Source organism: Shewanella sp. SR44-4 (genome assembly GCF_014163715.1).
Lineage (GTDB): Bacteria > Pseudomonadota > Gammaproteobacteria > Enterobacterales > Shewanellaceae > Shewanella.
Window position 1 is genome coordinate 35,891 of record NZ_JACJDU010000034.1, and the last position, 23,497, is coordinate 59,387.

Here is a 23,497-nt window from a genome sequence, read left to right on the forward strand (position 1 = left end):
CCTAGATAATGTCCTTAAAAATTAGCTCAACTGTGGCTATTCTTTATTCCAAAATTGTTCCAACAATACTTGTAACTGGTCATAATCGACCCCTAGCTGCCGTGCCTGCTCAACTAATGCAGTTAATTGTGGTGCCAACAAACTGCTGCCTGAATCATTATTGGCCGCAGTTCTAGCAGCTACGCGTGACGGCTGACCACGACGGCGCTCAACCCAACCTTGGTCGACAAGTTGCTGCATAGCACGTGATACCGTCATCGGGTTTACCGCTAAATGCTCGGCAAGTTGGCGCACCGAAGGCAGAACATCTTCAGGGTGCAATTGCCCGCCGACAATTAAGCGCACGATTTGATCGTGCAACTGTCGATAGATGGGTTCACCACTGCTGGGGTTGACATTTATTAATTCTAACATTAGCCTTTAACAACTGTATTAATACATTGATACACTCATACACTAAGTGCTAAGGTATCATAATCGTCATGAAATGCAAAAAGGAAACGTTCCGATGATCAACAGGAAGTTTATCAACACAGTCTTAGCCAAGCGGTCAACCCGCTCTGGGTTATGCCAATCGGCAACACGTACTAGCCGATGGCTCGCGGTCGCTATTGCTATTTTACTCGCCAACAATAGTTATGCTGACACATCGCAAACCAATGTGGCAGCACCCGCTAAAACCAGTGCTTGTTACTTAGACGGTTTAGACGAGCAATTACAGTGCGGTAAAATAACTGTACTGGAAAACCCTCAGCTACCTGACGGTAAGCAAATCGACATTCATTTTGCTATTTTGCCAGCCATTAAAAACACTCACCCAAATGAAGCGTTACTGGCAATCGCAGGCGGACCAGGCCAGTCAGCCATTGAAAATGCCGCTTTCTTTAATCGCATGTTGACCAAAGTTCGTCAGCAACGCGATATTTTACTGATTGATCAGCGTGGTACCGGTAAATCGAACATTTTATCTTGCGACGATGACACCACTGAATTACTCAGTATGAATGATGACGATCTCGATATCATTGCCATGACAGAAAAATGCCTAGGTCAAATTGATGCCGATGTAAGCCAATACGGTAGTAATACCGCGTTAACAGACTTCGAAGCAGTACGCGAATATTTGGATTACCAAAAACTGCATTTATACGGTATTTCCTATGGAACACGTATGGCACAGCTTTATATGCGCCATTACCCAGAAGCCTTATTAACCGTGACACTGGATGGCGTGGTGCCAATGCAACAGAGTGTCGTGGCGATTGGTGATTCAATAGAACGTGGTTTAAATGTGTTATGGCGCGACTGTATAAGTACCCCTGCTTGCCAGCAACAATTTCCTGATTTAGCAGACGAATACAATAAAGTCGATCAACTGCTCGCAACCGCTCCGATAAGCCAACAAGTACGTGACCCACAAACAGATGAACTCAGCGAGTTTTTACTCACCCGCGGCAAGTTTAGCGGCGCTATTAGAATGGCGATGTACATGGCAAATATTCGTGCGCTTATCCCACATGCTATTCATCAGGCAGCGCAGGGAAACTACCAACCAATATTAGGTATTTACACATTAACCGCTGATAGCACAGGTATTGCGATGGGCATGCACGCATCCGTTGTGTGTGGCGAAGACATTCACCGCATTACCGATCAAATGCGGAAAGATGCAAAAGAGTCGTACATCAGCGGTAATATGTTAGATGGATTAGAAAAAACCTGCCAAGCCTGGCCGATACCACAAGTAGACGACAACTTTAGTGAACCTATTCTCAGTGATATACCCACCTTACTGTTATCTGGCGAACTCGACCCGGCAACACCGCCAAACTGGGGCGCACTGGCACAAGAAAAACTGACAAAATCAAAGCACTTCATTGCACCTTACGCAACCCATGGCGTGGCAGGCCAAAGCTGTGGCAATGACCTCGTCGCCCAGTTAGTTGACCAAGGTTCAGTAAAAGACATCAACGGTGAATGCTTACAAAAAGATGTCCGTCGTAGCTTTTACCTTAATGCCAATACCGTAGAAGCACTACCGGTTATCGACACGCCCACTGACATAGAAACAACAGCACCAGCGAATACCGCTGCGGATAAGGAATAGTCATGATTACTGTTGCAAACTTAACAAAAAAAATTGGCGATGTGCAGGCCTTAGATAACTTAAGCTTTAGCGCTGAGAATGGCCAAATTACCGGTTTACTTGGCCCAAATGGTGCCGGTAAAACCACCTGTTTACGCACCTTATTTGGTTTACTTAAGCCAGACTCAGGCACAGCTACCGTTGATAACATAGATGTTGCAGTTGATCCAATTGGCGCCAAAAAACAGTTAGGCTTATTCCCCGACCCTTTTGGTTTATATGAACGCCTTAGTCCGCGTGAATACATTAGCTTCTTTGCCGAACTCAGCGGTATGTCGCGCAAACAAGCTAAAAAAGCCACCGCTGATGTGATTGCACAACTCAAGCTGGAAGACATTTGTGACCGTCGCTGCAAAGGTTTTTCTCAAGGTCAGCGGATGAAAACGGCATTAGCACAAGCCATTGTTCATAAGCCAAGTAACATCATTTTAGACGAACCTACTCGCGGGCTTGATGTGATGAGTACCCGTTTGTTGCGCGATATTTTATTGCAGCTCAAAGACCAAGGTCATTGCGTGCTGTTTTCAAGCCACGTGATGCAAGAAGTCGCCGCCTTGTGTGATCGCGTTATCGTGATGGCTAATGGAAAAGTGGTTGCCATCGGTAGCCCTGACGAACTGTGTCAGCAAACAGGTAAAGACTCACTAGAAGATGCATTTATCGAACTTATCGGTACCGACGAAGGGATTGCAGCATAATGAAAATGATACTCGCAATGGTGCGCAAAGAACTCATCGACGCCGCACGAGATAAACGATCGGTTATGGCTGGTTTATATTATGCCATTGGTACGCCGTTGATCATGTGCGGCATGTTTATGGTGTTAATTGGCCAGCTGTCTAGTCCAGAAGATTTAAACATCAATATCAACAATGCCGATAACGCTCCAGATTTAGTGCGCTACTTAAGTAATAACGGCATCAACCACGGTGAAGATGAACAAGCGAACAAAATAATCTTAACCATTAGTGACGATTACGCCGCCAACATGGCCAAAGCTAAACAAGCTGAAGTGATATTAATAGCCGACAATTCAGATGAGAAGCTGCAAAAATCAATTCGTCGACTAGAGCGTCAACTGCAAGCATATAGTGCAGAAATGGGCAGCATTCGCTTAATTGCCCGCGGTATTAATCCACGGATAACCCAGCCATTAAAGGTCAATATCGAAGACAAAGCCACACCAGACTCTAAAGGTGGGATGATTTTAGGCATCGCTATATTCACCATGATGTACTCGGTATTTATTTCCGGTATGAACCTCGCTATCGACACCAGCGCAGGTGAGCGTGAGCGTAACTCACTAGCACTATTGTTAAGCCACCCAATGAGCACCCGCGAATTAGTCATCGGTAAAATTATTGCCGTAACCTGTTTTGCTTTGCTCGGCTTAATCTTGATTTTACTGGTATCAAAAGTGGCTTACCCCTTTGTACCGTGGCAAGAAATTGGCTTTACCGTCAATATCACTCCAGACTTTATGGGCTTAATGTTCCTTGTGGGTATTCCAGTCGCCTTGATGGCCGCAACCTTACAACTGTATGTATCATTTATGGCTAAAACCTTTAAAGAGGCGCAATCATACTTAACCATGGTGTTATTTGTACCACTAGCACTGTCAATGGCGGCCAGTTACAACATCGCCCCAGACGTATTGCAGTGGTTACCCGTATCTGGCCAGCAACAAGCATTAATGGACTTTATTAAAGGTCGTGAGATTCCAATGATGCAATTAATTATTTCATCTGTGACCACACTGATCATTGCCATTGCATTAGCCGCGGGCTTAGAAAAGTCGCTTAAAAGTGAAAAAGTCGTCTTTGGTTTATAACCGTTAGCTTATAACGACGAGCCTCAGCCTTAACGAGTAGAGATAAGGCTGAGGTAATTAGCAAGAGAGATTAGCTAGCGCTTTTAATAAGAGTAAGTCAGATAAGAAAGTCAAAAATCTATTAACAAAAGAGCATTAATAAGGAGTCATTATGGAAAATGATATCGCCATTATCGCGTTGGTCTTCATTATTGTGGTTGGCACCACTGCATCTGAAATGTTTAAGTATTATATGAAGCATAAGCAGCAAACTGACACGGGCAGTGTCAGCGATCTACAAGCACAAAACCAAGCATTAATTGAACGAGTACAAGTATTAGAGAAGTTAGTAACTGACAGTGATTTTGATTTAAAGCAGCAGTTTAAACAGCTGTAATATTTGCGCTAAAATGCCAACATTTTATACAAGGAATGTGATCTGCTATTCCTGTTAACGAAGCGCATTCGTTTGAAATAAATAAACTAGTAATATATAAAATATTAACCAATTTTAAATCAGTTAATATATTCAAAGCAAATACTAAAATCTTTATCGTCTACAACATCAATGATATTAAAGATTAGTCAATACGTAATTCCGATAGCAGATTAGCAATAAGAAAATAGACATGAAAATGATAAAAATATTCATAATAAAATAATTTACTATTTTTATAGCTTATAAATTATATACAACCTGACTGCTTATCACACTCAGACAATCTTTATTCTAAATATTAAGTCTTTATCATAAAAATTATTTTATATTTGGATATATGTAATCTAAAATAATCATAGCAGCAAAACAGAGCATATCAATCATGAAAATGACATAATAAATTTTAAAAATACCTGTGATTTTAGGTGGGACATTATCTTTCAAGTGCAATAAATTATATCGCTTTGCATACCAATCAAACATAAAAACACTCGCATAATGAAGTGTTCCATGACCAGTTAAAAAAATATTTAATGAGAAATACTCACGCCCATCTTCTAGTATATCTTCAACTAGCTTAATACGTTTATTGTATATATATAACAACATGGGAAACAAAACAAATAAACCTAAAAATACAAAGCTGCCACCTAATAAAAGTCCTATAAGATCTGTTATTGACATTATTTTTCTATCACCTCATACAAAAGTTCTGCTTTATCACGCATATAATGGCTCCCATGCTTTGCCCCAAAATATCCTCCAACACCACCTGCGACTATTCCACACCATAGTAAACTAGTTCCGCCACTAGGAAGACCAAAAACAATTGAACATAAACCATAACTTGCAATAAAACCACCGCCAGCTCCACCGGCAATAGCTCCAGCGCCTTTGCCCGTTTCAACATATTTAGCTTTAGTACACTCAAGGTCTGTACCTTCAAGACAAGCTCGTTGGATATTTGCAGTTGCCTCAACACCCGTTAATACAACGCCTACATATCCAACTCGTTTTAAGTTTTTTGCCATATTCGCTACAGTTTTATAATGGTCAGCAAAACCAGGAATATTTTGAGCATATCCGCCCATTTTATCCCAACGCCTAATCAAACTTTTGCTACTTAAACCTAATTGAGTTCGAATATTTCCTGGCATTAATTTTTCACCAAACGCCGGCTGACCAAAACGTCTTAAAGCATTATTTAAATTAGAAAAGATAATCTTTCTTCGATGCTGAAACTCAGGTGATCTCAAGTTTCCTTTGACATTATAAGTTTTGATATACATCTGCTCTAAATTTTTTAAGTTCTCCTTTACAAAGATAACATGCGAGTTCCAAGTGTTATTAGCTACGCCTAATAATAAGCCGTTATATTTAGCAACATTACTGAGTAAGTCGTACCGCTTAGCCAAAACTTCTTTTTCAATCTCATCAAGTTCCCTCAACTTTTTATCAATCTCCAACGCATACTTTTGAAACTCTTGTTCTTCAATTGTGCACTGAAATGTATTTAAAGGAGAAATTAAAACGATTTGACCAGGCTTAGCAAAACCATCGATTAGATGAGAGTTAACAAATTTAAAATGTTCAAAGGTTTCTTTTGTTGGCATGTTGTATAACACAAGGATCAATGCATTGACCGCCATACGCTTCTCAACAATATGTATAGCAAGATCACTTGGTATTGCAGAAGTATTACTCATAAAACATCCTTGCTTTCACGATTTAGTCCTTCAATATTTAGATCTATATTTTACACCTATGCCTCTAATTTTCTATTATCAAATAGGATATAAAGACCTTTACCTCCACCTCATAATGGTTATAAAACGTATCGTATGGATTTTTTTATCCTCACGACACGCTTTAACATGGCAGAAATTGAATGTTTTTAACTACTTCGCTTTAGGTCTAAACGGCTTTATCACCGCTTCATCACAGACTAAAAACGGTCCGTCCATTAAATCGATGCAATAAGGAATTGCAGGGAATACAGCGTCTAAACATTCACGGATAGACTTAGGTTTACCGGGTAGGTTAACAATCAACGAGTCGGCACGAAGACCCGCTGTTTGACGAGACAAAATAGCGGTTGGTACAAACTTTAATGATTCGGCGCGCATTAGTTCACCAAAACCAGGCATCATTCTATCGCACACTGCTTCGGTAGCTTCTGGCGTTACGTCGCGTTTTGCTGGGCCCGTGCCACCAGTGGTCACGATTAAACAGCAGTCTTGGTTGTCAGCTAAATCAATCAATGTGGCTTCAATAACGTCACGCTCATCGGGGATCACCTTGTAAACAGGTTCCCATTCCGAGGTTAAATACTCATTCAATACATCAATAATCGCCTTACCAGACAGATCTTCATATATGCCAGCACTGGCACGATCGCTAACGGTAACGATGCCTATTTTAGCTTTGCTCATGGTTATCTTTCCCTTATGTGGGGTAAAAGCAGTAATGCAAATATATGCCGACAATCTACCAAAAAAATCGACATTCACAAAATGTTAAACTGATAGATAGATCACCGATTTAGGATTCCATTGACCAAGGCAAACAATGACTTCTGTCTGTGGGGTATTCATACTGAAATAATTGAACTGAGTAATACGGGTTAATGTTTTGGTTTGGCAGCTATTTAATATGCCCAGCGATAAGCGATGAATACCATTAGATTCGTCATAATGTATTACCTAATAACAATCGGTATAGCGTAACAACATAAAGCGAGTGAGTTCTATGCATACAAGTAAACAGCGCGGGTTTACCCTTATCGAATTAGTGGTAGTGATCATTATTCTTGGCATTTTAGCCGTGGTTGCCGCACCTAAATTTATCAATCTCAAAAGTGATGCGCTTATTGCCAGTTTGAAGGGATTCCAGGGGGCATTAAAGTCAGCCAATACCTTAGTTTATTCAAAAGCGGTATTGTCGGGTCAAGAAAAGCTCGATCCAGGTTCGGTGATACTCAATGGTGTAAATATTAGCACTACTGTGGGATACATAACGCCTCTGGCTGATAATATAGCCAAAGCACTTGATGGTTCATTTGAGGTAGTTGTTGACGCAAGTAAAACGGATATTACCGCTGACTGGGCTATTTTTTATAATGCCGGCACGAATCCATCAGTATCTATTTACCCTAAGGGATTCACTTCTTTTGCAAACTGTAACTTACGTTATTTGGCAGGTTCATCTGTTTCGGCTGATCCAACATTTTATGCCCTAACCACAGGCTGTTAATTGTAGAAGCAAGACATAAATTGGTTTGGTTTGAACTTGGCCGCTAACATCAATAAGAAAAGATGACGCTTCCTGTTATAAAAACACTGTCAGACAGCGTCTTTTAAAGACGCTTATTTCACGGCTGAATACCCTATGACATGTTGGGCTAAAATGCCCGTAACTGCCATTTCAGCAACATGGCGTAAATCATCATGTGTCGCGCCATCAGCAGCTTGGATAGACATACCTTTAAACAATGTCACGATCAAGGTTGCTAACACTTTCGGCTGACAATCATCAGCTAATTCGCCTCTTTGTTTAGCCTCAGCAAACTGATCAATTAATTCAGATTGATGTTTAGTTTGCAGCAGATGAACCGCTTCTTTAATCCCTTCGCTTGCTTCATTGCATGACAACGCACTATTGATTAGCGCACAACCTTGCGGGTGGCTACAATCGGTGAACTGCGCCGCCGCGCCTACTAATAAAGCTCGAATAACATCGGCAATATGCTCATGTTTAAAGGCGGTATTAAATAGCGAATCTGGGCGATTTTCATAAAGCTCAATGGCTTTTAAGAACAACTGCTCTTTATTACCAAATGCAGCATATAGGCTGGGTTTTTTAATTCCCATCACCTCAGTTAATTCGCTTATAGAGGTACCTTCATAGCCATTACGCCAAAAAACATGTAGCGCTTGCTCTAATGCAAAGTCGATATCAAACCCACGAGGGCGGCCGACGCAAGCTGCTTTAGTTATTGTCATCAATAGTACCTCTTATATTAACGAATCATTATTTATCATCACGTTAACTGACTAATTTACGATAGATAATTCGTACATCTTAGCACAACGCTAAATCATAGAAAGGGTTAATAATAAGCAGATTAAGCGCTTTTTTTCATCTTTTTCAAGTATTGATTAACGCTATTTCATCGTCACTCTCCACGTTATATGCCGTGAAGCTATTTCATCATGTTGATTATTAATCACCTTGTCATAATAATTTAATACCTATCGGTACAAAACTAATTGACAGTTGTATTTTAATCTATATATTACCGTGCGGTACAGAACAATTTGTACCAGTTGGTATAAAAACATAGCCAAAGACAAAAGTAACGCACCCAATAGCTTGTTAAATAACGTAAATGCTATGGATTAGAGGACAGCACCATGAAGACGTTAAAATCAATTAAAATCACTTTGTTAGTAAGCCTAACGGCATTACTATTAGTGGCGTGCGGAAAGCAACCAGCACAACAAGCGAATACACCCGCAGCGCCTAAGGTGGATGTTGCTAACGTACTTTATGAACGCATTACCGAGTGGGATCAATTTACTGGACGCTTACAAGCACCAGAAAAGGTTACTTTGGTACCTCGCGTGTCAGGTTATATTGAATCGATTAACTTTAAAGAAGGCGCGCTAGTGCAAAAAGGCGATGTGTTATTTACCATCGACTCGAGTGTATTTACTGCTGAATATGAACGCCTTAAAGCAGAATTAACCAGTGCAATATCAGCTAACCAACTTGCTGAAAATGATTATGAACGAGCCAATAAGCTGTTCCATCAAAAAGCGGTTTCAGAAGAGCTTATTGATACTCGTCGCTCTAATATGCATCAAACTGCCGCTGCTGTAGCATCAGTTAAAGCAGCATTAACTAGCGCCCAACTTAACGTTGAATATACCCATGTTACCGCCCCAATTACGGGTCGTGTATCGTATGCCAATGAAACGGCAGGTAACTATGTCACCGCCGGACAAACACATCTCACCAGCTTAGTCTCTACATCGCATATGTACGCTTATTTTGATATCGATGAGCAAACGTATTTAAAATATTCCGCGTTATCGTTCGAGAACAAACGTCAAAATCCACGTTTGGGCAACAATGCTGTGGTGATGGCTCTGGCAAATGAAACCAGTTTTAACCACCAGGGTGTGATCGACTTTGTCGATAATTCGGTTGATCAACAAACAGGTACTATCCGCGTTCGAGCAAACTTTGCCAACCAAGATAATCAATTATTACCCGGCTTATTTGCCCGCATCAGCATTGCGGGTAGCGAGTCATACGACAGCATTTTAATTGACGACAAAGCCATTTTTACTGACTTAAATAACAAGTTTGTTCTGGTAGTAAATGACAAAAACACCCTTGAGTATCGTAGCGTTAGCCTAGGTGAGAAGCTTCACGGTTTACGTATTATTACTGCCGGTTTATCCCCTAACGATACCATCGTGGTAAACAGTCTGCAGAAAGTACGCCCTAACGTCACTATTGAGCCAAATCTCACCGACATGGCCGATAGCGACAAATTAGAAGCATTACATCAAGCACAACGCCTCCTCGATAACCAGCCATTAACAGCAAGTGTTGCTGATGACGCAAGTCAGGGTTAAGGAAACCACATAATGTTGTCTCAATTCTTTATTAAAAGACCAATTTTTGCCGCTGTTCTGTCGCTGCTGTTCTTTATTTCAGGCGCGCTAGCAGTATGGCAATTACCCATTACCGAATACCCTGAAGTGGTGCCGCCAACGGTAGTTGTTACGGCAAACTACCCAGGTGCTAACCCTAAAATCATTGCTGAAACCGTTGCATCTCCGCTAGAGCAAGAGATTAACGGCGTAGAAAACATGTTGTACATGTCTTCGCAAGCCACGTCCGATGGGCGCATGACGCTAACCATCACCTTTGCTATTGGTACTGATGTTGATTTAGCTCAAACCCAAGTCCAAAGCCGGGTAGAACGAGCAAAACCTCGTTTACCAGAAGAAGTACAACGCTTAGGCATAGTCACCGAAAAGTCATCACCTAGCTTAACCATGGTGGTGCATTTAACCTCGCCCGACGATCGTTATGACATGTTGTATCTGTCTAACTATGCGGTATTAAAAGTAAAAGATGAATTAGCCCGTATTACCGGTGTGGGTGCTGTGCGTGTGTTTGGCGCTGGCGACTACAGCATGCGTGTGTGGTTAGACCCTAATAAAGTAGCGGCAATCGGATTATCACCGAGCAATATTGTTGCCGCTATTCGTGAGCAAAACCAACAAGCCGCAGCCGGCAGTTTAGGCGCGCAACCTAGTGGCGACAGTGATTTCCAATTACTGATTAACGTTAAAGGCCGTTTATCCAACGTTGAAGAGTTCGAAGACATTATTGTTAAAGTGGGTGATCAAGGTCAGATCACTCGTTTAAAAGATGTTGCCCGGGTTGAATTAGGTGCATCGACTTACGCCCTACGCTCAATGTTAGACAATAAAGACGCGGCTGCATTACCTGTGTTCCAGGCCTCGGGTTCTAACGCGATTCAAATATCTGATGATGTCCGTTCTAAAATGGCTGAGTTGTCTAAGTCATTTCCAGAAGGCTTAACCTACGACATCGTTTATGATCCTACCGTGTTCGTGCGTGGCTCAATTAAAGCTGTGGTACAAACACTGGTTGAAGCATTATTGCTGGTTGTATTAGTAGTGGTGTTGTTTTTACAAACGTGGCGCGCATCCATTATTCCATTAGTGGCGGTTCCAGTATCACTTGTGGGTACATTCGCCTTTATGCACCTAATGGGCTTCTCACTGAATGCCTTATCACTGTTTGGCTTAGTGCTGGCGATTGGTATCGTGGTCGATGATGCGATTGTAGTAGTTGAAAACGTTGAGCGAAATATCTCTGACGGATTATCGCCCGTTGCTGCCACTCAAAAGGCAATGAAAGAAGTGACCGGTCCGATTATTGCCACCACATTGGTACTGGCGGCGGTATTTATTCCAACGGCATTTATGTCAGGCTTAACCGGACAGTTTTATAAACAGTTTGCGCTAACCATTACCATCTCCACTTTTATTTCGGCAATTAACTCGTTAACCCTTAGCCCTGCTTTATCGGCATTATTGCTTAAAGGTCATCACGAGAAAAAAGATATGCTGACCCGTGGTATGGATAAACTGCTCGGAGGCTGGTTATTTAATCCGTTTAACCGCATGTTTGCGCGTATGTCTAACGGTTACGGCTGGTTAGTGAAGAAAATCATTCGTTTTGGTGCTGTCATTGGTATTTTATATATCGGTTTAGTCGGCTTAACAGGCTTACAGTTTGCCAATACCCCAACAGGTTATGTGCCTGGGCAAGATAAACAATATCTTATTGCCTTTGCCCAACTACCTGATGCTGCATCATTAGATCGCACTGAAGCTATCGTGAAAGAAATGTCACGTATTGCACTTGAGCAACCTGGTGTCGCCCATGCTGTAGCCTTCCCTGGTTTAAGCATTAATGGCTTTACCAATAGTACTAACAGCGCCATTTTGTTTACCCCGCTGGATGACTTTGCCGATCGCAAAGATCCATCATTATCAGCAGGTGCTATTGCTGCCGCGTTAAATCAAAAATTTGCCTCGATTAACGGCGCATTTATTGCGATTTTCCCGCCACCGCCAGTGCAAGGCTTAGGCACAATTGGTGGCTTTAGATTACAAATTCAAGATCGTGCTAATTACGGTTACGAAGAGTTGTATAAAGTGACCATGCAAGTGATGCAAAAAGCATGGGCAACGCCAGAGCTAGCGGGAGTATTCTCGAGTTATCAAGTCAATGTGCCACAACTTGAAGTGAACATCGATCGTACTAAAGCCAAGCAGCAATCGGTGTCGTTAGACGAATTGTTCTCCACCCTGCAGGGTTATATGGGTTCGGTTTACGCCAACGACTTCAACCAGTTTGGCCGAACTTATCAAGTGAACGTACAAGCAGATGAGCAGTTTAGACAAACGCCTGAACAAATTGCCCAACTAAAAGTACGTAACAACCAAGGTGAAATGGTGCCTATTGGTTCATTTATTAATGTCACCAATTCATCTGGTCCAGACCGAGTCATGCATTACAACGGCTTTACCACTGCGGAATTAAATGGTGGCGCTGCTCCAGGATTTAGTAGCGGTGAGGCGCAAGCTGCCATTGAAAAGATTTTAGCTGAAACCCTACCTAACGGTATGACCTACGAGTGGACTGAGATCACCTACCAACAAATTTTGGCAGGCAATGCGGGCGCCTATATTTACCCATTAATTATCTTGTTAGTGTTTATGGTATTAGCCGCGCAATATGAAAGTTTAAGCTTACCAATAGCCATTATTCTGATTATCCCAATGACACTGTTATCGGCATTAACAGGGGTACTTATCTACGGTGGAGATAACAATATCTTTACCCAGATTGGGTTAATTGTACTGGTGGGGCTGGCAACCAAAAATGCCATTCTAATTGTTGAGTTTGCCAAAGAGTTACAAGATGATGGTATGGAACCATTGGAGGCCATACTTGAAGCCGGTCGCTTACGTTTACGGCCTATTTTAATGACCTCGATAGCCTTCATTATGGGGGTGGTACCGATGGTTTTTTCTAGCGGACCTGGTTCAGAAATGCGTCAAGCAATGGGTGTTGCAGTATTCTCAGGCATGATTGGGGTGACTATTTTTGGCCTTATCTTAACGCCACTGTTTTATTATGCCCTCGCAAAACGTGGCAAAAATAAAACCGAGTTAGCCGAATCGGCCATAACGCACGATTAACCGCGTTATTGATTCAATGATAAAAAAAAGAGGTCACCTTAGGTGACCTCTTTTTTATTGCTCAATAACTCATTTACACAAATTTGATTCACAATTGCACTTGTGCCAAAACGGGCAGCGCAGGAAAAGCACCTTTTGTCGTACACGTTATCGCACCACACTTAATCGCAAACTCGGCAGCAGTTTGAACGTTCACTCGATTAAGCAATTTTTGCACTAAAGGCCCAGGAGTAAAATATCCTTCATCACGGCCGAGTTCAAATAAGAACCCCGCAACAAAGCTATCTCCGGCGGCAGTAGTATCTATGGCCACAATTTTAGGCACCGGCAACTCAAAGGAAAACTCAGCACTGTGGCATAAAACGGACTCAGCACCATTGGTGACCAAAATTAACCTCACCTCTTGCGCAATACAGAATGCTAAATAATCGTCAAATGATACCCCACGCTCCAGAGCCAAATAGAGTGCTTCTTCTTTACTCATTTTCAACAGGTGTGTGTAACCAAAACATTGCTCTACTCGAGCCGATAACAGCCGAGTGTCTTGCCATAGTGACAAGCGTAAATTGACATCAAAACTGACTAACGTTTGTTCTTTATGCGCTTTTTTAGCACCATAGAGACTCGCGGTGAAAATGGCCTTTTCAGTAAATGTATTTGAACAAAGATGAAAAATATCAATTTGAGACCAATCGATAGTATCAAAATCAGCTTCACGGTATAGCATGTCGGCAGTGTTTTGCCGATTAAAGCTAAACGACCGTTCCCCTTGAGCATCTAAACTGACTAACACGGTGGCAGTAGCAGCATCTGGCACTACTGTTAAACAACTGACATCCACACCTTGTGCTGCCAAGGCATCTTGCAACATCACGCCATAATGGTCAGCACTAATGCCACCAGCAAAAAAACTCTTGCCGCCTAATTTTGCGTACCCCACGGCCACATTGGCTGGCGCGCCGCCAGGGATCGGCTCGTGCACTAAACCAGAATGGCCCACTGGCAATAGATCAATTAATACTTCACCAAAACTCAATAATGTACTCATATAAAATGTCCAAAAAAAAGCCCATTTGCATGGGCTTGTTAACAGGGATTTCTAAAAACTAATGCAACCAATACCATTGCAAATAAGATGACTACAACTAGCTGACTAAAACTAGCTGATTACAACTAAGGCAATGACAATAAACGATTAAAACTCGTACTTAACGGTGGCGCTGGTTGTACGGCCGTTAATGGTTCTGGCACGAATAATATTGTTATCGGGTACCGAACCTTCTTCAGCTTCGGTAATACCGACAGTATCAAACAAGTTATTGACGTTAAGCGCGACCGATAACATATCGGTTAGCTGGTACGACGCAAACGCATTGACTTGAGTGTAACCATCAAAACTTAGGTCATTGTTATCTTGAGCATAAGACTCAGTGGTACCAATCAAATTGACCCCAACAGAGCCTTTATCAAAGTTATAACGGCCCATTAGAGAGTAAATAAAATCTGCTTGGCGACGTGGTGTGTTGCCAATTACGCCTGGGTTAAGGGCATCTTTAACAATTTCAGCATCGGTCCAGGTTACGTTACCGCGGAAGTCGAAATCGCCAACGTAGTAAGCACCTTCTAGCTCAATCCCTTTGGCTTCATATTTACGGTCAAAGAATATTTGGCTTGTGGCTTCAAAGTTTTGCTCTTCGGTTTCAGAGTAAAATGCTGTCGCAAATACCGACATATTATCGTAACGATACTTCACACCCACTTCGTACTGGTCTACTTCATCCACTGAGTCTTCGTCAGAAACTGAACCATCAGGACTCACCTTACCAAATAATAAACGGTCAGCATTAGCACGGCCACCATGGCTGATACGACCAAATGCAGCTAAATCTTCAGACACTTGGTAGTTAGCACCTAATGAGTAAGATAAGTATCCCCAGTCATAATTCACTAACTGTGGGTTAGCATTATCAATTGACGACACACTTAACTCAGGCTGAGAAATCACCCCATCACGGTTCATGTCCACTTGTGATTGCACATTACCCGCATAGTAACCACTGGCATCGCCAGAGTCATAGCGCACGCTACCGTCTAACGATAAATCGCCAAACTTAGATGACGCAGCAATATACGGGGCTTTAATGGTGTAGTCTGAATCATAATTACGTTGGCAACAATTGCCCCAATAAGGCACGCCATAAGCATATAAACCATTATCAGAGTAAGACGTACCATCTGCGGCAACCACATCTAAAAGTGCGGCATTATCACCTTGCACTTCCATTAAGTAAGAGTTCCACATCCACGTCATATTGATATTTTGTGTAGCAGTATAAAAACCAAAAGTGACGTTAGAATCGTCAAAGGTCTTGGTTAATTTCATGTCATTGACGATAGAGCCAAAGTCATTCATGGTCACATCAAAACTGTGCACCCGCATTGCTAAGTCACTGTCAAAGGCTTGGCCTGCTTTAGCGCCGTTAGCATAAATAAGTGTCGAGCCTGCGCCGCCAATACTGCTAGCAATACTTGAGCTGTTGCCCACTTCTGCTGGCATTAACGACATAAAATTACCGCTAACATCAGAGATACGGAAACGGTTTTCTACTAACCAATCGTCACCTAAATCAAATGAGGCTTCTAGTCCCACCGAGTTAACAATCGGATTCATACCATCACGCATATCACCACGGCTAATATTGCCGTTAGCATCCAAGCGAAGGGTTGATAACATGTTAGCCGAATGAACCGTATCAGCTTGAGCATCAAATCCAGGTATTGAGCTGCCATCGGAATACATTGGCATCGGCAAATAACCAATGCTTTTATCATTTAAGTGCTTTACATATAAACGCACATAACCAGAATCAAACTCTTTGGTTAAGTTAGCTTTAATTTGGCCACCCTTGTTTGCGGTGTAACCAGGGTCACGCGGACCATCACCGGTGCGCACAAAGCCACCGATGTGAAAACGCATCGAGTCATTAATGCTGGTGCCGTATTCAAAATCAGTACGCAAAGTATCGTAATCTAGACCCACAGTAGATGAAATACTGCCAGCATCACTGGTACCGGTTTTACTGATGACGTTAATAATACCGCCTGGTGCATTACTGGCAGCTGTTGATGCTGAACCGCCACGGATTGATTCAATAGTTTGTGTTGTAGAATCAATACGTAAGAAAATATCCGCATTACCAAATGCAATATCACCAAACTGTAAAATAGGTAAGCCATCTTCTTGAATTTGCAAGAATTTAGCTCCACCAGAGGCAACAGGTAAACCACGTACCGCAATGTTGGCATTACCTTCACCACCAGTCGATTCAACCTTCATGCCCGGAATAATACGGAACGCTTCGGCTGATGAACGAGGTGAGCTAATCGCTAAATCTTCTGGCGACACACTGCTCACCGACACGCTCGAGTCCATTACACGTGTACCACGGGCTACACCCGTTACCACAATGCGCTCAAGGCCAATGGCGTCTTTCTTGGTTTCCGCAGTATCTGCTTCAGCAGCCCACAAGCTCGAACTGACCATCACCGCTAGCGTACTCAATACAAATTTTTTAGATGTGCTTATTATCATTTTTATGTCCCCACATAGAGTGTATTGATGTTGTCTTATCTCCCCATAACAACATCAGTAATATATTCATCAATCGAACTAAGCCCCCCAAACTAGCTCAGTAGCGAGTCAAAAGGTTAAGGTTAAAGTTAAATTCAAGCCTTTACTTAATCGATTAAGTTACAAGTTAGCAACTAAACAGTAAATTGCAAGTACAATTTATGTTCAATTATCGTTAACAGGATTAAAAAATCGTCTAAGTAGATGTTTATTAGCTTAAATATTTATAATCGCAGAGGTTCATTATTTAGCGTCAGCGGTCAATAAATGTCCTGACGGATCACGAAGCAGATTGTAGGCTGCTAATAAGCACAACATAAATGCAAAGCCAGTTGCTAAATAAAACCCGTATTTAACATGACCAAATATGTCGCCTACCACTCCCATCAACAATGGACCTAATGCAGCAGAAAGCGCAGTAAAGAATAAAATAACCCCAGCAACCGAACCATGTTGGTCAACAGGGAAACAACTGATCCCTTTAGAGTTTAATGTTGGATACATCATTGACATAAACAAGCCTGATAAAGGCAATAAAATAACCGCCGCAGAAATGCCATACATCATTGCACCTAAATAACATAGGCTAATTGCTAGGCTGAACCAAAACATCACTTGCTGCCAACTGTATCGATTGAGGATCCAGCCACCTAAGAAACGTCCCAGTGCCCGTAATGTGAAAAAGATTGTTAATGCATACGTCGCGATTAATGCCAACTCACCTTCATAGTTGAGTAATAGCGTCGGCATCCATACATAAATGGCCACTTCAGTAGCAACATAAAGCCCAATCGCTAAAGAGTAGCCCAATGCATAAGGGTTCCTCATCATGCTAAACGTACTGGCTAGATTAATATCTTGAGTAGATGAGCGCTTAAGTTGCGGGTATTCAGCCTTATAAGCTAACCAACATAATATTAAACAAAATACCCCTGCACCAAAATACAGATACTTCCACGACACCCCTGTTATCAATAAATAGCTGACAATCGCCGGGCCGACCATGGCACCCACACCAAAAAAGCCTTCGACGGTATTCATGGTACTTGAGTGTTGTTTTGAGTTTGTTGAAATATCACCAATTAATCCTAGCGCACCCGTTTTGAACACCCCAATAGCAATACCCACTAACGCTAACAAACATAGAAAATAATAAAATGACTCACCTAATGCGAACATAAAACTGGCTAGCGCAAACAGCAGTAAGCCAATTAAAATTGTTATTTTTCGGCCTAACTTATCCGCCAGAAAACCCAAAAATAGCCCACTTAATGCGATAAATAGCATTGGCATGTAATGAAATGCACTCGCTTGAGACATCGATAAATCAAATGTGTTAATCAGCTCAGGAATAATCACTCCCACCGCATCAGAAGTCATCGCGAACATAAAAAACATTAAATATGTTAGTATTCTTATCCTAGTGTTACCACTATTCTCATTACCCTTCATATGGTTAACCATACTTTTCACCTTATTGTTATATGTTTTCTTTGTGGTCACACAGTCTATTTATGGCGACACATTCGTCTTCTCCCACAGAAAACGAATTCAATATTTAAACAAAGCCCTTGAATAATGTTTCATATTGGTTAAATATACAACTTAATCGATTAAGTTTTTTTAAATACTTACTTTAAGAGTCACCAACATGAAAAATAATGTTCAGCTGATCACTTACGTAGATCGTATAGCGCACTCAGACTTAAAAGGACTCAAACAGGTTCTCGACACAGAACTGCATGATCTCTTTGGTGGCGTACATCTGTTACCTTTTTATTATCCGATTGACGGCAGCGATGCTGGCTTTGACCCTATAGACCATGCAAAAGTAGATGAACGTCTTGGTGATTGGAATGACGTAAAGCAGATTGGCCAACAATACGACATCATGGCCGACTTAATCGTTAACCACATGTCAGCAGAATCTACCGAGTTTCAAGACGTGCTTGCCAACGGCAAAAACTCTGTTTATTGGGATTTATTTTTAACCAAAGATAGCGTATTTCCAGACGGTTTAAGCGCAGAAAACCAAGCTAAAATTTATCGCCCACGTCCGGGGAGTTGTTTCACCACCTATAAACTCGCCGACGGTACACAAGCCGAGTTTTGGACGACTTTTACCTCAAATCAAATTGATATTAATGTGCATACCGCTGCAGGTCAGGCACATTTAAACAAGGTGCTAACGCGTTTTCATGAAAGCAAAGTCGATCTTATTCGTCTTGACGCTGCGGGTTATGCCATTAAAAAACCAGGCACTAGCTGTTTTATGATTGAAGAATCATTTGAATTTGTCGATGAGTTAGCCAAAAAAGCCAACAGCCTAGGCATGACCACCCTTGCCGAAATTCACTCGCATTACATGACCCAGCTCGATATCGCTAAGCGCGTAGACATGGTGTACGACTTTGCGCTGCCGCCATTGATTCTCCACAGTTTATTTAGCCAAGATGCCAGTGCATTAAGCCATTGGCTATCCATTGCCCCACGCAACTGTGTCACGGTATTAGATACTCATGACGGCATTGGCATTATTGACGCTGGCCCGGTCGGCAATAAAGCAGGTTTATTAACAGCGGCAGAAATTGATAACTTAGTTAACCGCATCCATAGCAATAGCAAAGGTGAAAGCTTACAAGCAACGGGCGCGGCAGCCAGCAATGTCGATCTATATCAAGTTAATTGCACCTACTACGATGCGCTTGGCCAAAATGACATTGATTATTTAATCGCTCGAAGCGTGCAATTTTTTGCTCCAGGTATTCCGCAGGTGTATTACACCGGTTTACTGGCAGTGCCTAATGCCATGGAATTGCTGAATCAAACTCAAGTAGGTCGCGACATTAACCGCCCTTATCTACAGGTAAGCGACATTCAAACTGCCATGCAAAAACCGGTTGTTAAAGCGCTATGTGAGCTGATCACTCTACGCAATAAAGTCGATGCCTTTAATGGTGAGTTCACCATGACAAACCAGGCTAATCAGTTAGATCTTTGTTGGGTGCATGGCGACAGTTCAGCCAAGTTAAGCGTTAATTTTGCCAGCAAAGAAGCCCATATCAACATCGTTGAAGCCCAGCAATCGACTCACATTGTACTGACTGATTTACTGGCTAAACACCGCGGATAATCTGCCGTTTGATTTAAGCTTAAACGTAAACAAGGCGCCTAATTAGGCGCCTTGTTGGTATCGATACAAACAGTTTGTATCGAACTGTTTGTATCAAACTATTTGTATCGAACTGTTTGTATCAAACTGTTTGTATCAAGAATCGTCCGGTCATCAATATTACATCAACAACTACCACCACGAGAAAGTTCATAACCTAACACTTCAGCATGATGGGCATCAGCAATAAACATTTCTGCGGCTTTACGGCCTTTTTGTTCTGAATGCTGGAACACGGTTGTCAGCGGCGGGATAGCTCGTGAGCCTTCATCAATACCATCAAAACCCACCACTCGAATATCTTCAGGGATCCGCAAACCTTGTTGGATTGCCTCGCGCATTAAACTCAAGGCAATGAGGTCACTCATGCACAAAAATACATTCGGACGCGGTACACAATTAAGCGCTTCTTTGGCTGCTATAGCAGCAAAGTCGGCATTACTTTCAGGAATATTCCAAATGCGATCATCACCAAGCTTAACCCCAGTATCACCAATGGCATCCAAATAGCCTTGCAAACGCTGATGTGCTACTGAAGTGTCGATTTCCATAGAATGAATATCATACACGCGGCAGGTTAAGTGAGTGTCGAGCAAGCGTAATCCAAGAATTGCGACCTGATCTTGCTCAGATTGAATTGCCAATTTAGCCACTTCATAGGCACCGGCTTTATTATCGATACTCACCGAAGCACTACGATGAATATTAAAGTCGACCGTCACCACTTTTTTACGGATTTTTTTTAATTGCTCGGCCAATAAACGATTGCGGGGGCGACCATAGCAAATAAAACCATCGACAAAATCATTTACGCCATTCACATTGTCAGAACTGCCAGAAAACAACAGTAAATTAATTTTATGTTGCTCAAAAACTGCCGCAACGCCTTTCATAAACTTACTGGCCACGGGATCAGACACCATGTATTCAATACTGTCCGACAACACTAATGCTACCGTATCAAATTTGCCACGCCTTAAAGATTGCGCTGCTTTATTCGGTCCAAAATATCCGAGCTCGTTACAGGCAGCTAGAATGTCTATTCGACGTTTTTCCGACAACTGATCTGGACGATTAAACGCATTAGATACCGTCGCATTCGACACACCTAATTCTTTGGCAATACTTTTTAAGGTCCAATGCTTGGAGTCTGGCATAGTGGGTCCGTTTATGTCGTGGCGTTAGCCTAAAATAGCTATAAATAACATGAATATACTGACGCTAGGCGGTAGAACATCAAATCTGAATTTCAGATACTGGCCTAGCGTTTAAGCGAAAAACGGCACCAGCTAGTTAAACTGCTGCCAAATTATAAATCGTCTTGCTGTTGAACATGATCAACAAGACTAGCGATCGACATATTTTGCTCAACAGTTGGGTTTTTTAAGCGTTTTGCAAACCAAAAACGAGGTTTCCAATAGATATTATTCAAACTCGAAATTTTTACCCCTTTTTTAGTCGAGGCATGTAAAAAACGGTCATTGCCCATGTAAATACCGACATGACGAACGGTTCGGGTGGTTTTGAAAAAAACGAGATCGCCAGTTTTTAACTGATTACGCGGTATTTCTTTACCTAAAATACGTTGCGAGTTCACGGTACGAGGTAACTTGTCGCCAACAATATTCAAGTAGGCCAAATACACAAACCCTGAACAATCTACGCCATTTCTACTCAGGCCACCTAAACGATATGGAGTGCCTTTCCATTGATTATGAAAACTCAGTAGGTTTGACTCACTCCACTTAGGTGGTTCTGGCTTAAGCATGGGAGGAACCACCACGGGCTTAGACGCGATAACCACAGCAGGCGAAGACGCACATGCAGATAACAACAGCACTAAACAACTAAACAATAATCTTTTAGCCAATTCAACCCACTCCAAACCCCGAAAAATCATCCGAAATATAAATATTTTTGCCGCAATACACAATAAAAATAACCGCCGCACCGCTTAGCGTTAACGAGTCATCATTTGTATGCACTGCACTAAAGCCCGTTTAGCTGCCATTTTATCGATTTTAATTTGGCAGCGTAGCATAGTTCCTTGCCAATTTGACCAAAAAACACTCGCTAACGTTGATGCCGGTAAGTCCGCACGAATATGCCCTTGTTGCTGCCCTTGTTGAATAAGTGCACTCAATAGGCCGATCCATTGATCATAAAGCTGATTCAAGGTTTGATGCAGTTGCGGCGACTGACTACTGACCTCTACCATCAAGTTACCCATCAAGCAGCCGCGTGGTTCACTGCCACTAAACAGCTCGTCAATGAGTTGATGATATCCATTTAGCACAGTAGATAAATTGGTTTTAAAGTTTACGCTTGAATCGATAGCGATAGGTTGAATACGTTGCTGGAAATAATGTTCGGCCACGGCTGCGGCAAATGCTTCTTTACTGGCAAAGTAATGATAAAAAGAACCTTTAGGAATACCCACTTCGTCGAGAATCAATTTAATCCCCACTGCACTATAACCGTGTAACGCAAAAAGCTTTTCACCTACGACGCATATTGACTGTCTACTCGCTGCACTTTTATTCATTTAGCCTCCCTTTTTTAGTGATAGGATAACTAAGAATAGACCAGTCGGCTAACTTTAGTTGTTAACAAACAAAAACATGTGCTTTTATCTATAAATTGTTCTACTAAATTAATTATTTAATGATCAACTTCCGTATCAACCCATCATCTATATACACAACCTAAACATGTTTCCGACAAAACTTAAGCTCAGTAAGCGGACCTTGAAACAAACAATTATCTATTAATACGGCTGCGTTAAACCCAGTTTTCTCCACAGAAGTGTTCAACATAAAATAAAGGTAATTAACATCAGTCAGGTTTCTGATAAGAAAAAAGCCTACGCAAAGTAGAACGAATAAGACTGTCAATAGATGGTAAGAAATTGCTTGAACCATTCTGAATAAAACAGCATTAATCACTATGGGTATTATTGGCTATCGACTCTTGTAATAACGGCATATTGTCATCACGTCCATCACGATAGCTATTGTCCATATGCTTATCTACCAACTGTTCACAACGCTTTTGGGCTTCATATTGCTTGAGGGGATCCACTTCTTTATCGGTTTGTGCTTGGCACAACACATTGCCACAGCCAGATAGCAGTAACACACTAGCCAAAGCCAACCACGGCATGACATTTAACAGCGGTTTTATCACATGGTTTGTCACAGAAAAATGCATCCATAAGTTATACCAATCCTATTAAATATGTGATCTTTCAGCGGGAGTTCAAAGTACTGTAGGCAAGGCAGATGATTGAAGCGAATAGTGATTCTATTTTGAAAACATCTAACGCAGCATAAAGTACTTTGAAACCCGCCAGAATGGAGTCTCTCAGGTATTCCACTTCTGTGTTGCATCGATTTAAAAGGGAACAGCCATTTCTACATCAATGCGCCTTGAATTAAAAAACCTGAGAGACTCTGAACTGATCAGATATTTAATGAGATT

At 41.8% G+C, this 23,497-nt stretch carries 20 protein-coding genes; 8 read left to right on the forward strand and 12 right to left on the reverse strand.

The window, feature by feature from the left end; genetic code table 11:
* Nucleotides 1-36 precede the first annotated feature (36 nt).
* Nucleotides 37-414, reverse strand: a complete 378-nt coding sequence (locus H5125_RS15165) for a GntR family transcriptional regulator (protein ID WP_011639383.1) — start codon at nt 412-414, stop codon at nt 37-39.
* Between the two features lie 94 nt (nt 415-508).
* Here H5125_RS15165 and H5125_RS15170 point away from each other — a divergent pair, with 94 nt between their 5' ends.
* From H5125_RS15170 to H5125_RS15185, 4 genes are all read left to right on the forward strand, one after another.
* Nucleotides 509-2,107, forward strand: coding sequence for an alpha/beta hydrolase (locus H5125_RS15170; RefSeq protein WP_101088641.1), 1,599 nt, complete (start codon nt 509-511; stop codon nt 2,105-2,107).
* 2 nt (nt 2,108-2,109) lie between these two features.
* Nucleotides 2,110-2,844, forward strand: coding sequence for an ATP-binding cassette domain-containing protein (locus H5125_RS15175; RefSeq protein WP_101088642.1), 735 nt, complete (start codon nt 2,110-2,112; stop codon nt 2,842-2,844).
* The gene (locus H5125_RS15180; protein WP_101088643.1) at nt 2,844-3,977 is read left to right on the forward strand and encodes an ABC transporter permease; all 1,134 of its coding nucleotides are present in this window, start codon (nt 2,844-2,846) and stop codon (nt 3,975-3,977) included. Before H5125_RS15175 ends, H5125_RS15180 begins: the two co-directional genes overlap by 1 nt.
* A 151-nt stretch (nt 3,978-4,128) precedes the next feature.
* Nucleotides 4,129-4,353, forward strand: coding sequence for a hypothetical protein (locus H5125_RS15185; RefSeq protein WP_101088644.1), 225 nt, complete (start codon nt 4,129-4,131; stop codon nt 4,351-4,353).
* A 360-nt stretch (nt 4,354-4,713) separates the two neighbouring features.
* Here H5125_RS15185 and H5125_RS15190 read toward each other — a convergent pair whose 3' ends face one another.
* The 3 genes from H5125_RS15190 to mog form a co-directional block, all read right to left on the reverse strand.
* A complete protein-coding gene (locus H5125_RS15190; RefSeq protein ID WP_182744664.1) occupies nt 4,714-5,079 on the reverse strand; it encodes a hypothetical protein in 366 nt (121 codons plus the stop codon).
* Nucleotides 5,079-6,101 (reverse strand): hypothetical protein, encoded by a 1,023-nt coding sequence (locus H5125_RS15195; protein ID WP_101088646.1) that lies wholly within the window; start codon nt 6,099-6,101, stop codon nt 5,079-5,081. Before H5125_RS15195 ends, H5125_RS15190 begins: the two co-directional genes overlap by 1 nt.
* A gap of 192 nt (nt 6,102-6,293) precedes the next feature.
* On the reverse strand, nt 6,294-6,827 hold the full coding sequence (gene mog, locus H5125_RS15200; RefSeq protein WP_011639389.1) for a molybdopterin adenylyltransferase: 534 nt from the start codon (nt 6,825-6,827) through the stop codon (nt 6,294-6,296).
* Nucleotides 6,828-7,143: 316 nt separating this feature from the next.
* Between mog and H5125_RS22380 the strand changes: the two genes are divergently transcribed.
* Entirely contained in the window at nt 7,144-7,647 is a 504-nt protein-coding gene (locus H5125_RS22380; RefSeq protein WP_182744665.1) for a type II secretion system protein, read from the forward strand.
* 113 nt (nt 7,648-7,760) lie between these two features.
* Here the strand turns inward: H5125_RS22380 and H5125_RS15210 are convergent, their stop codons facing one another.
* A complete protein-coding gene (locus tag H5125_RS15210; RefSeq protein WP_101088648.1) occupies nt 7,761-8,396 on the reverse strand; it encodes a TetR/AcrR family transcriptional regulator in 636 nt (211 codons plus the stop codon).
* A gap of 411 nt (nt 8,397-8,807) precedes the next feature.
* Between H5125_RS15210 and H5125_RS15215 the strand changes: the two genes are divergently transcribed.
* Both H5125_RS15215 and H5125_RS15220 read left to right on the forward strand, forming a co-directional pair.
* Complete coding sequence (locus H5125_RS15215; protein ID WP_182744666.1) at nt 8,808-10,040, forward strand: efflux RND transporter periplasmic adaptor subunit; 1,233 nt, start codon at nt 8,808-8,810, stop codon at nt 10,038-10,040.
* Nucleotides 10,041-10,049: 9 nt separating this feature from the next.
* Nucleotides 10,050-13,214: an efflux RND transporter permease subunit gene (locus H5125_RS15220; RefSeq protein ID WP_409085828.1), complete on the forward strand. Its 3,165-nt coding sequence runs from the start codon at nt 10,050-10,052 to the stop codon at nt 13,212-13,214.
* An 88-nt stretch (nt 13,215-13,302) separates the two neighbouring features.
* On the opposite strand, the gene H5125_RS15225 is transcribed toward H5125_RS15220, so the two are convergent.
* From H5125_RS15225 to H5125_RS15235, 3 genes are all read right to left on the reverse strand, one after another.
* Entirely contained in the window at nt 13,303-14,262 is a 960-nt protein-coding gene (locus tag H5125_RS15225) for a carbohydrate kinase (protein ID WP_182744668.1), read from the reverse strand.
* A gap of 147 nt (nt 14,263-14,409) precedes the next feature.
* Complete coding sequence (locus tag H5125_RS15230) at nt 14,410-16,806, reverse strand: TonB-dependent siderophore receptor (RefSeq protein ID WP_182744669.1); 2,397 nt, start codon at nt 16,804-16,806, stop codon at nt 14,410-14,412.
* A gap of 282 nt (nt 16,807-17,088) precedes the next feature.
* Nucleotides 17,089-18,309 carry a sugar MFS transporter gene (locus tag H5125_RS15235; RefSeq protein ID WP_162024198.1) on the reverse strand — a complete coding sequence of 407 codons (1,221 nt, stop codon included), beginning with the start codon at nt 18,307-18,309 and terminating at the stop codon, nt 17,089-17,091.
* A 187-nt stretch (nt 18,310-18,496) separates the two neighbouring features.
* Here H5125_RS15235 and gtfA point away from each other — a divergent pair, with 187 nt between their 5' ends.
* Complete coding sequence (gtfA, locus tag H5125_RS15240) at nt 18,497-19,978, forward strand: sucrose phosphorylase (RefSeq protein ID WP_182744670.1); 1,482 nt, start codon at nt 18,497-18,499, stop codon at nt 19,976-19,978.
* A 164-nt stretch (nt 19,979-20,142) separates the two neighbouring features.
* Here gtfA and H5125_RS15245 read toward each other — a convergent pair whose 3' ends face one another.
* The 4 genes from H5125_RS15245 to H5125_RS15260 all read right to left on the reverse strand — a co-directional run bounded on the left by H5125_RS15245 (nt 20,143) and on the right by H5125_RS15260 (nt 23,215).
* Nucleotides 20,143-21,174, reverse strand: a complete 1,032-nt coding sequence (locus H5125_RS15245; RefSeq protein ID WP_101088655.1) for a LacI family DNA-binding transcriptional regulator — start codon at nt 21,172-21,174, stop codon at nt 20,143-20,145.
* Between the two features lie 152 nt (nt 21,175-21,326).
* Entirely contained in the window at nt 21,327-21,917 is a 591-nt protein-coding gene (locus H5125_RS15250; protein ID WP_101088656.1) for a C40 family peptidase, read from the reverse strand.
* 60 nt (nt 21,918-21,977) lie between these two features.
* Nucleotides 21,978-22,562, reverse strand: coding sequence for a TetR/AcrR family transcriptional regulator (locus tag H5125_RS15255; protein ID WP_162024200.1), 585 nt, complete (start codon nt 22,560-22,562; stop codon nt 21,978-21,980).
* 392 nt (nt 22,563-22,954) lie between these two features.
* Nucleotides 22,955-23,215 carry a hypothetical protein gene (locus tag H5125_RS15260; RefSeq protein WP_182744671.1) on the reverse strand — a complete coding sequence of 87 codons (261 nt, stop codon included), beginning with the start codon at nt 23,213-23,215 and terminating at the stop codon, nt 22,955-22,957.
* Between the last annotated feature and the right edge of the window lie 282 nt (nt 23,216-23,497).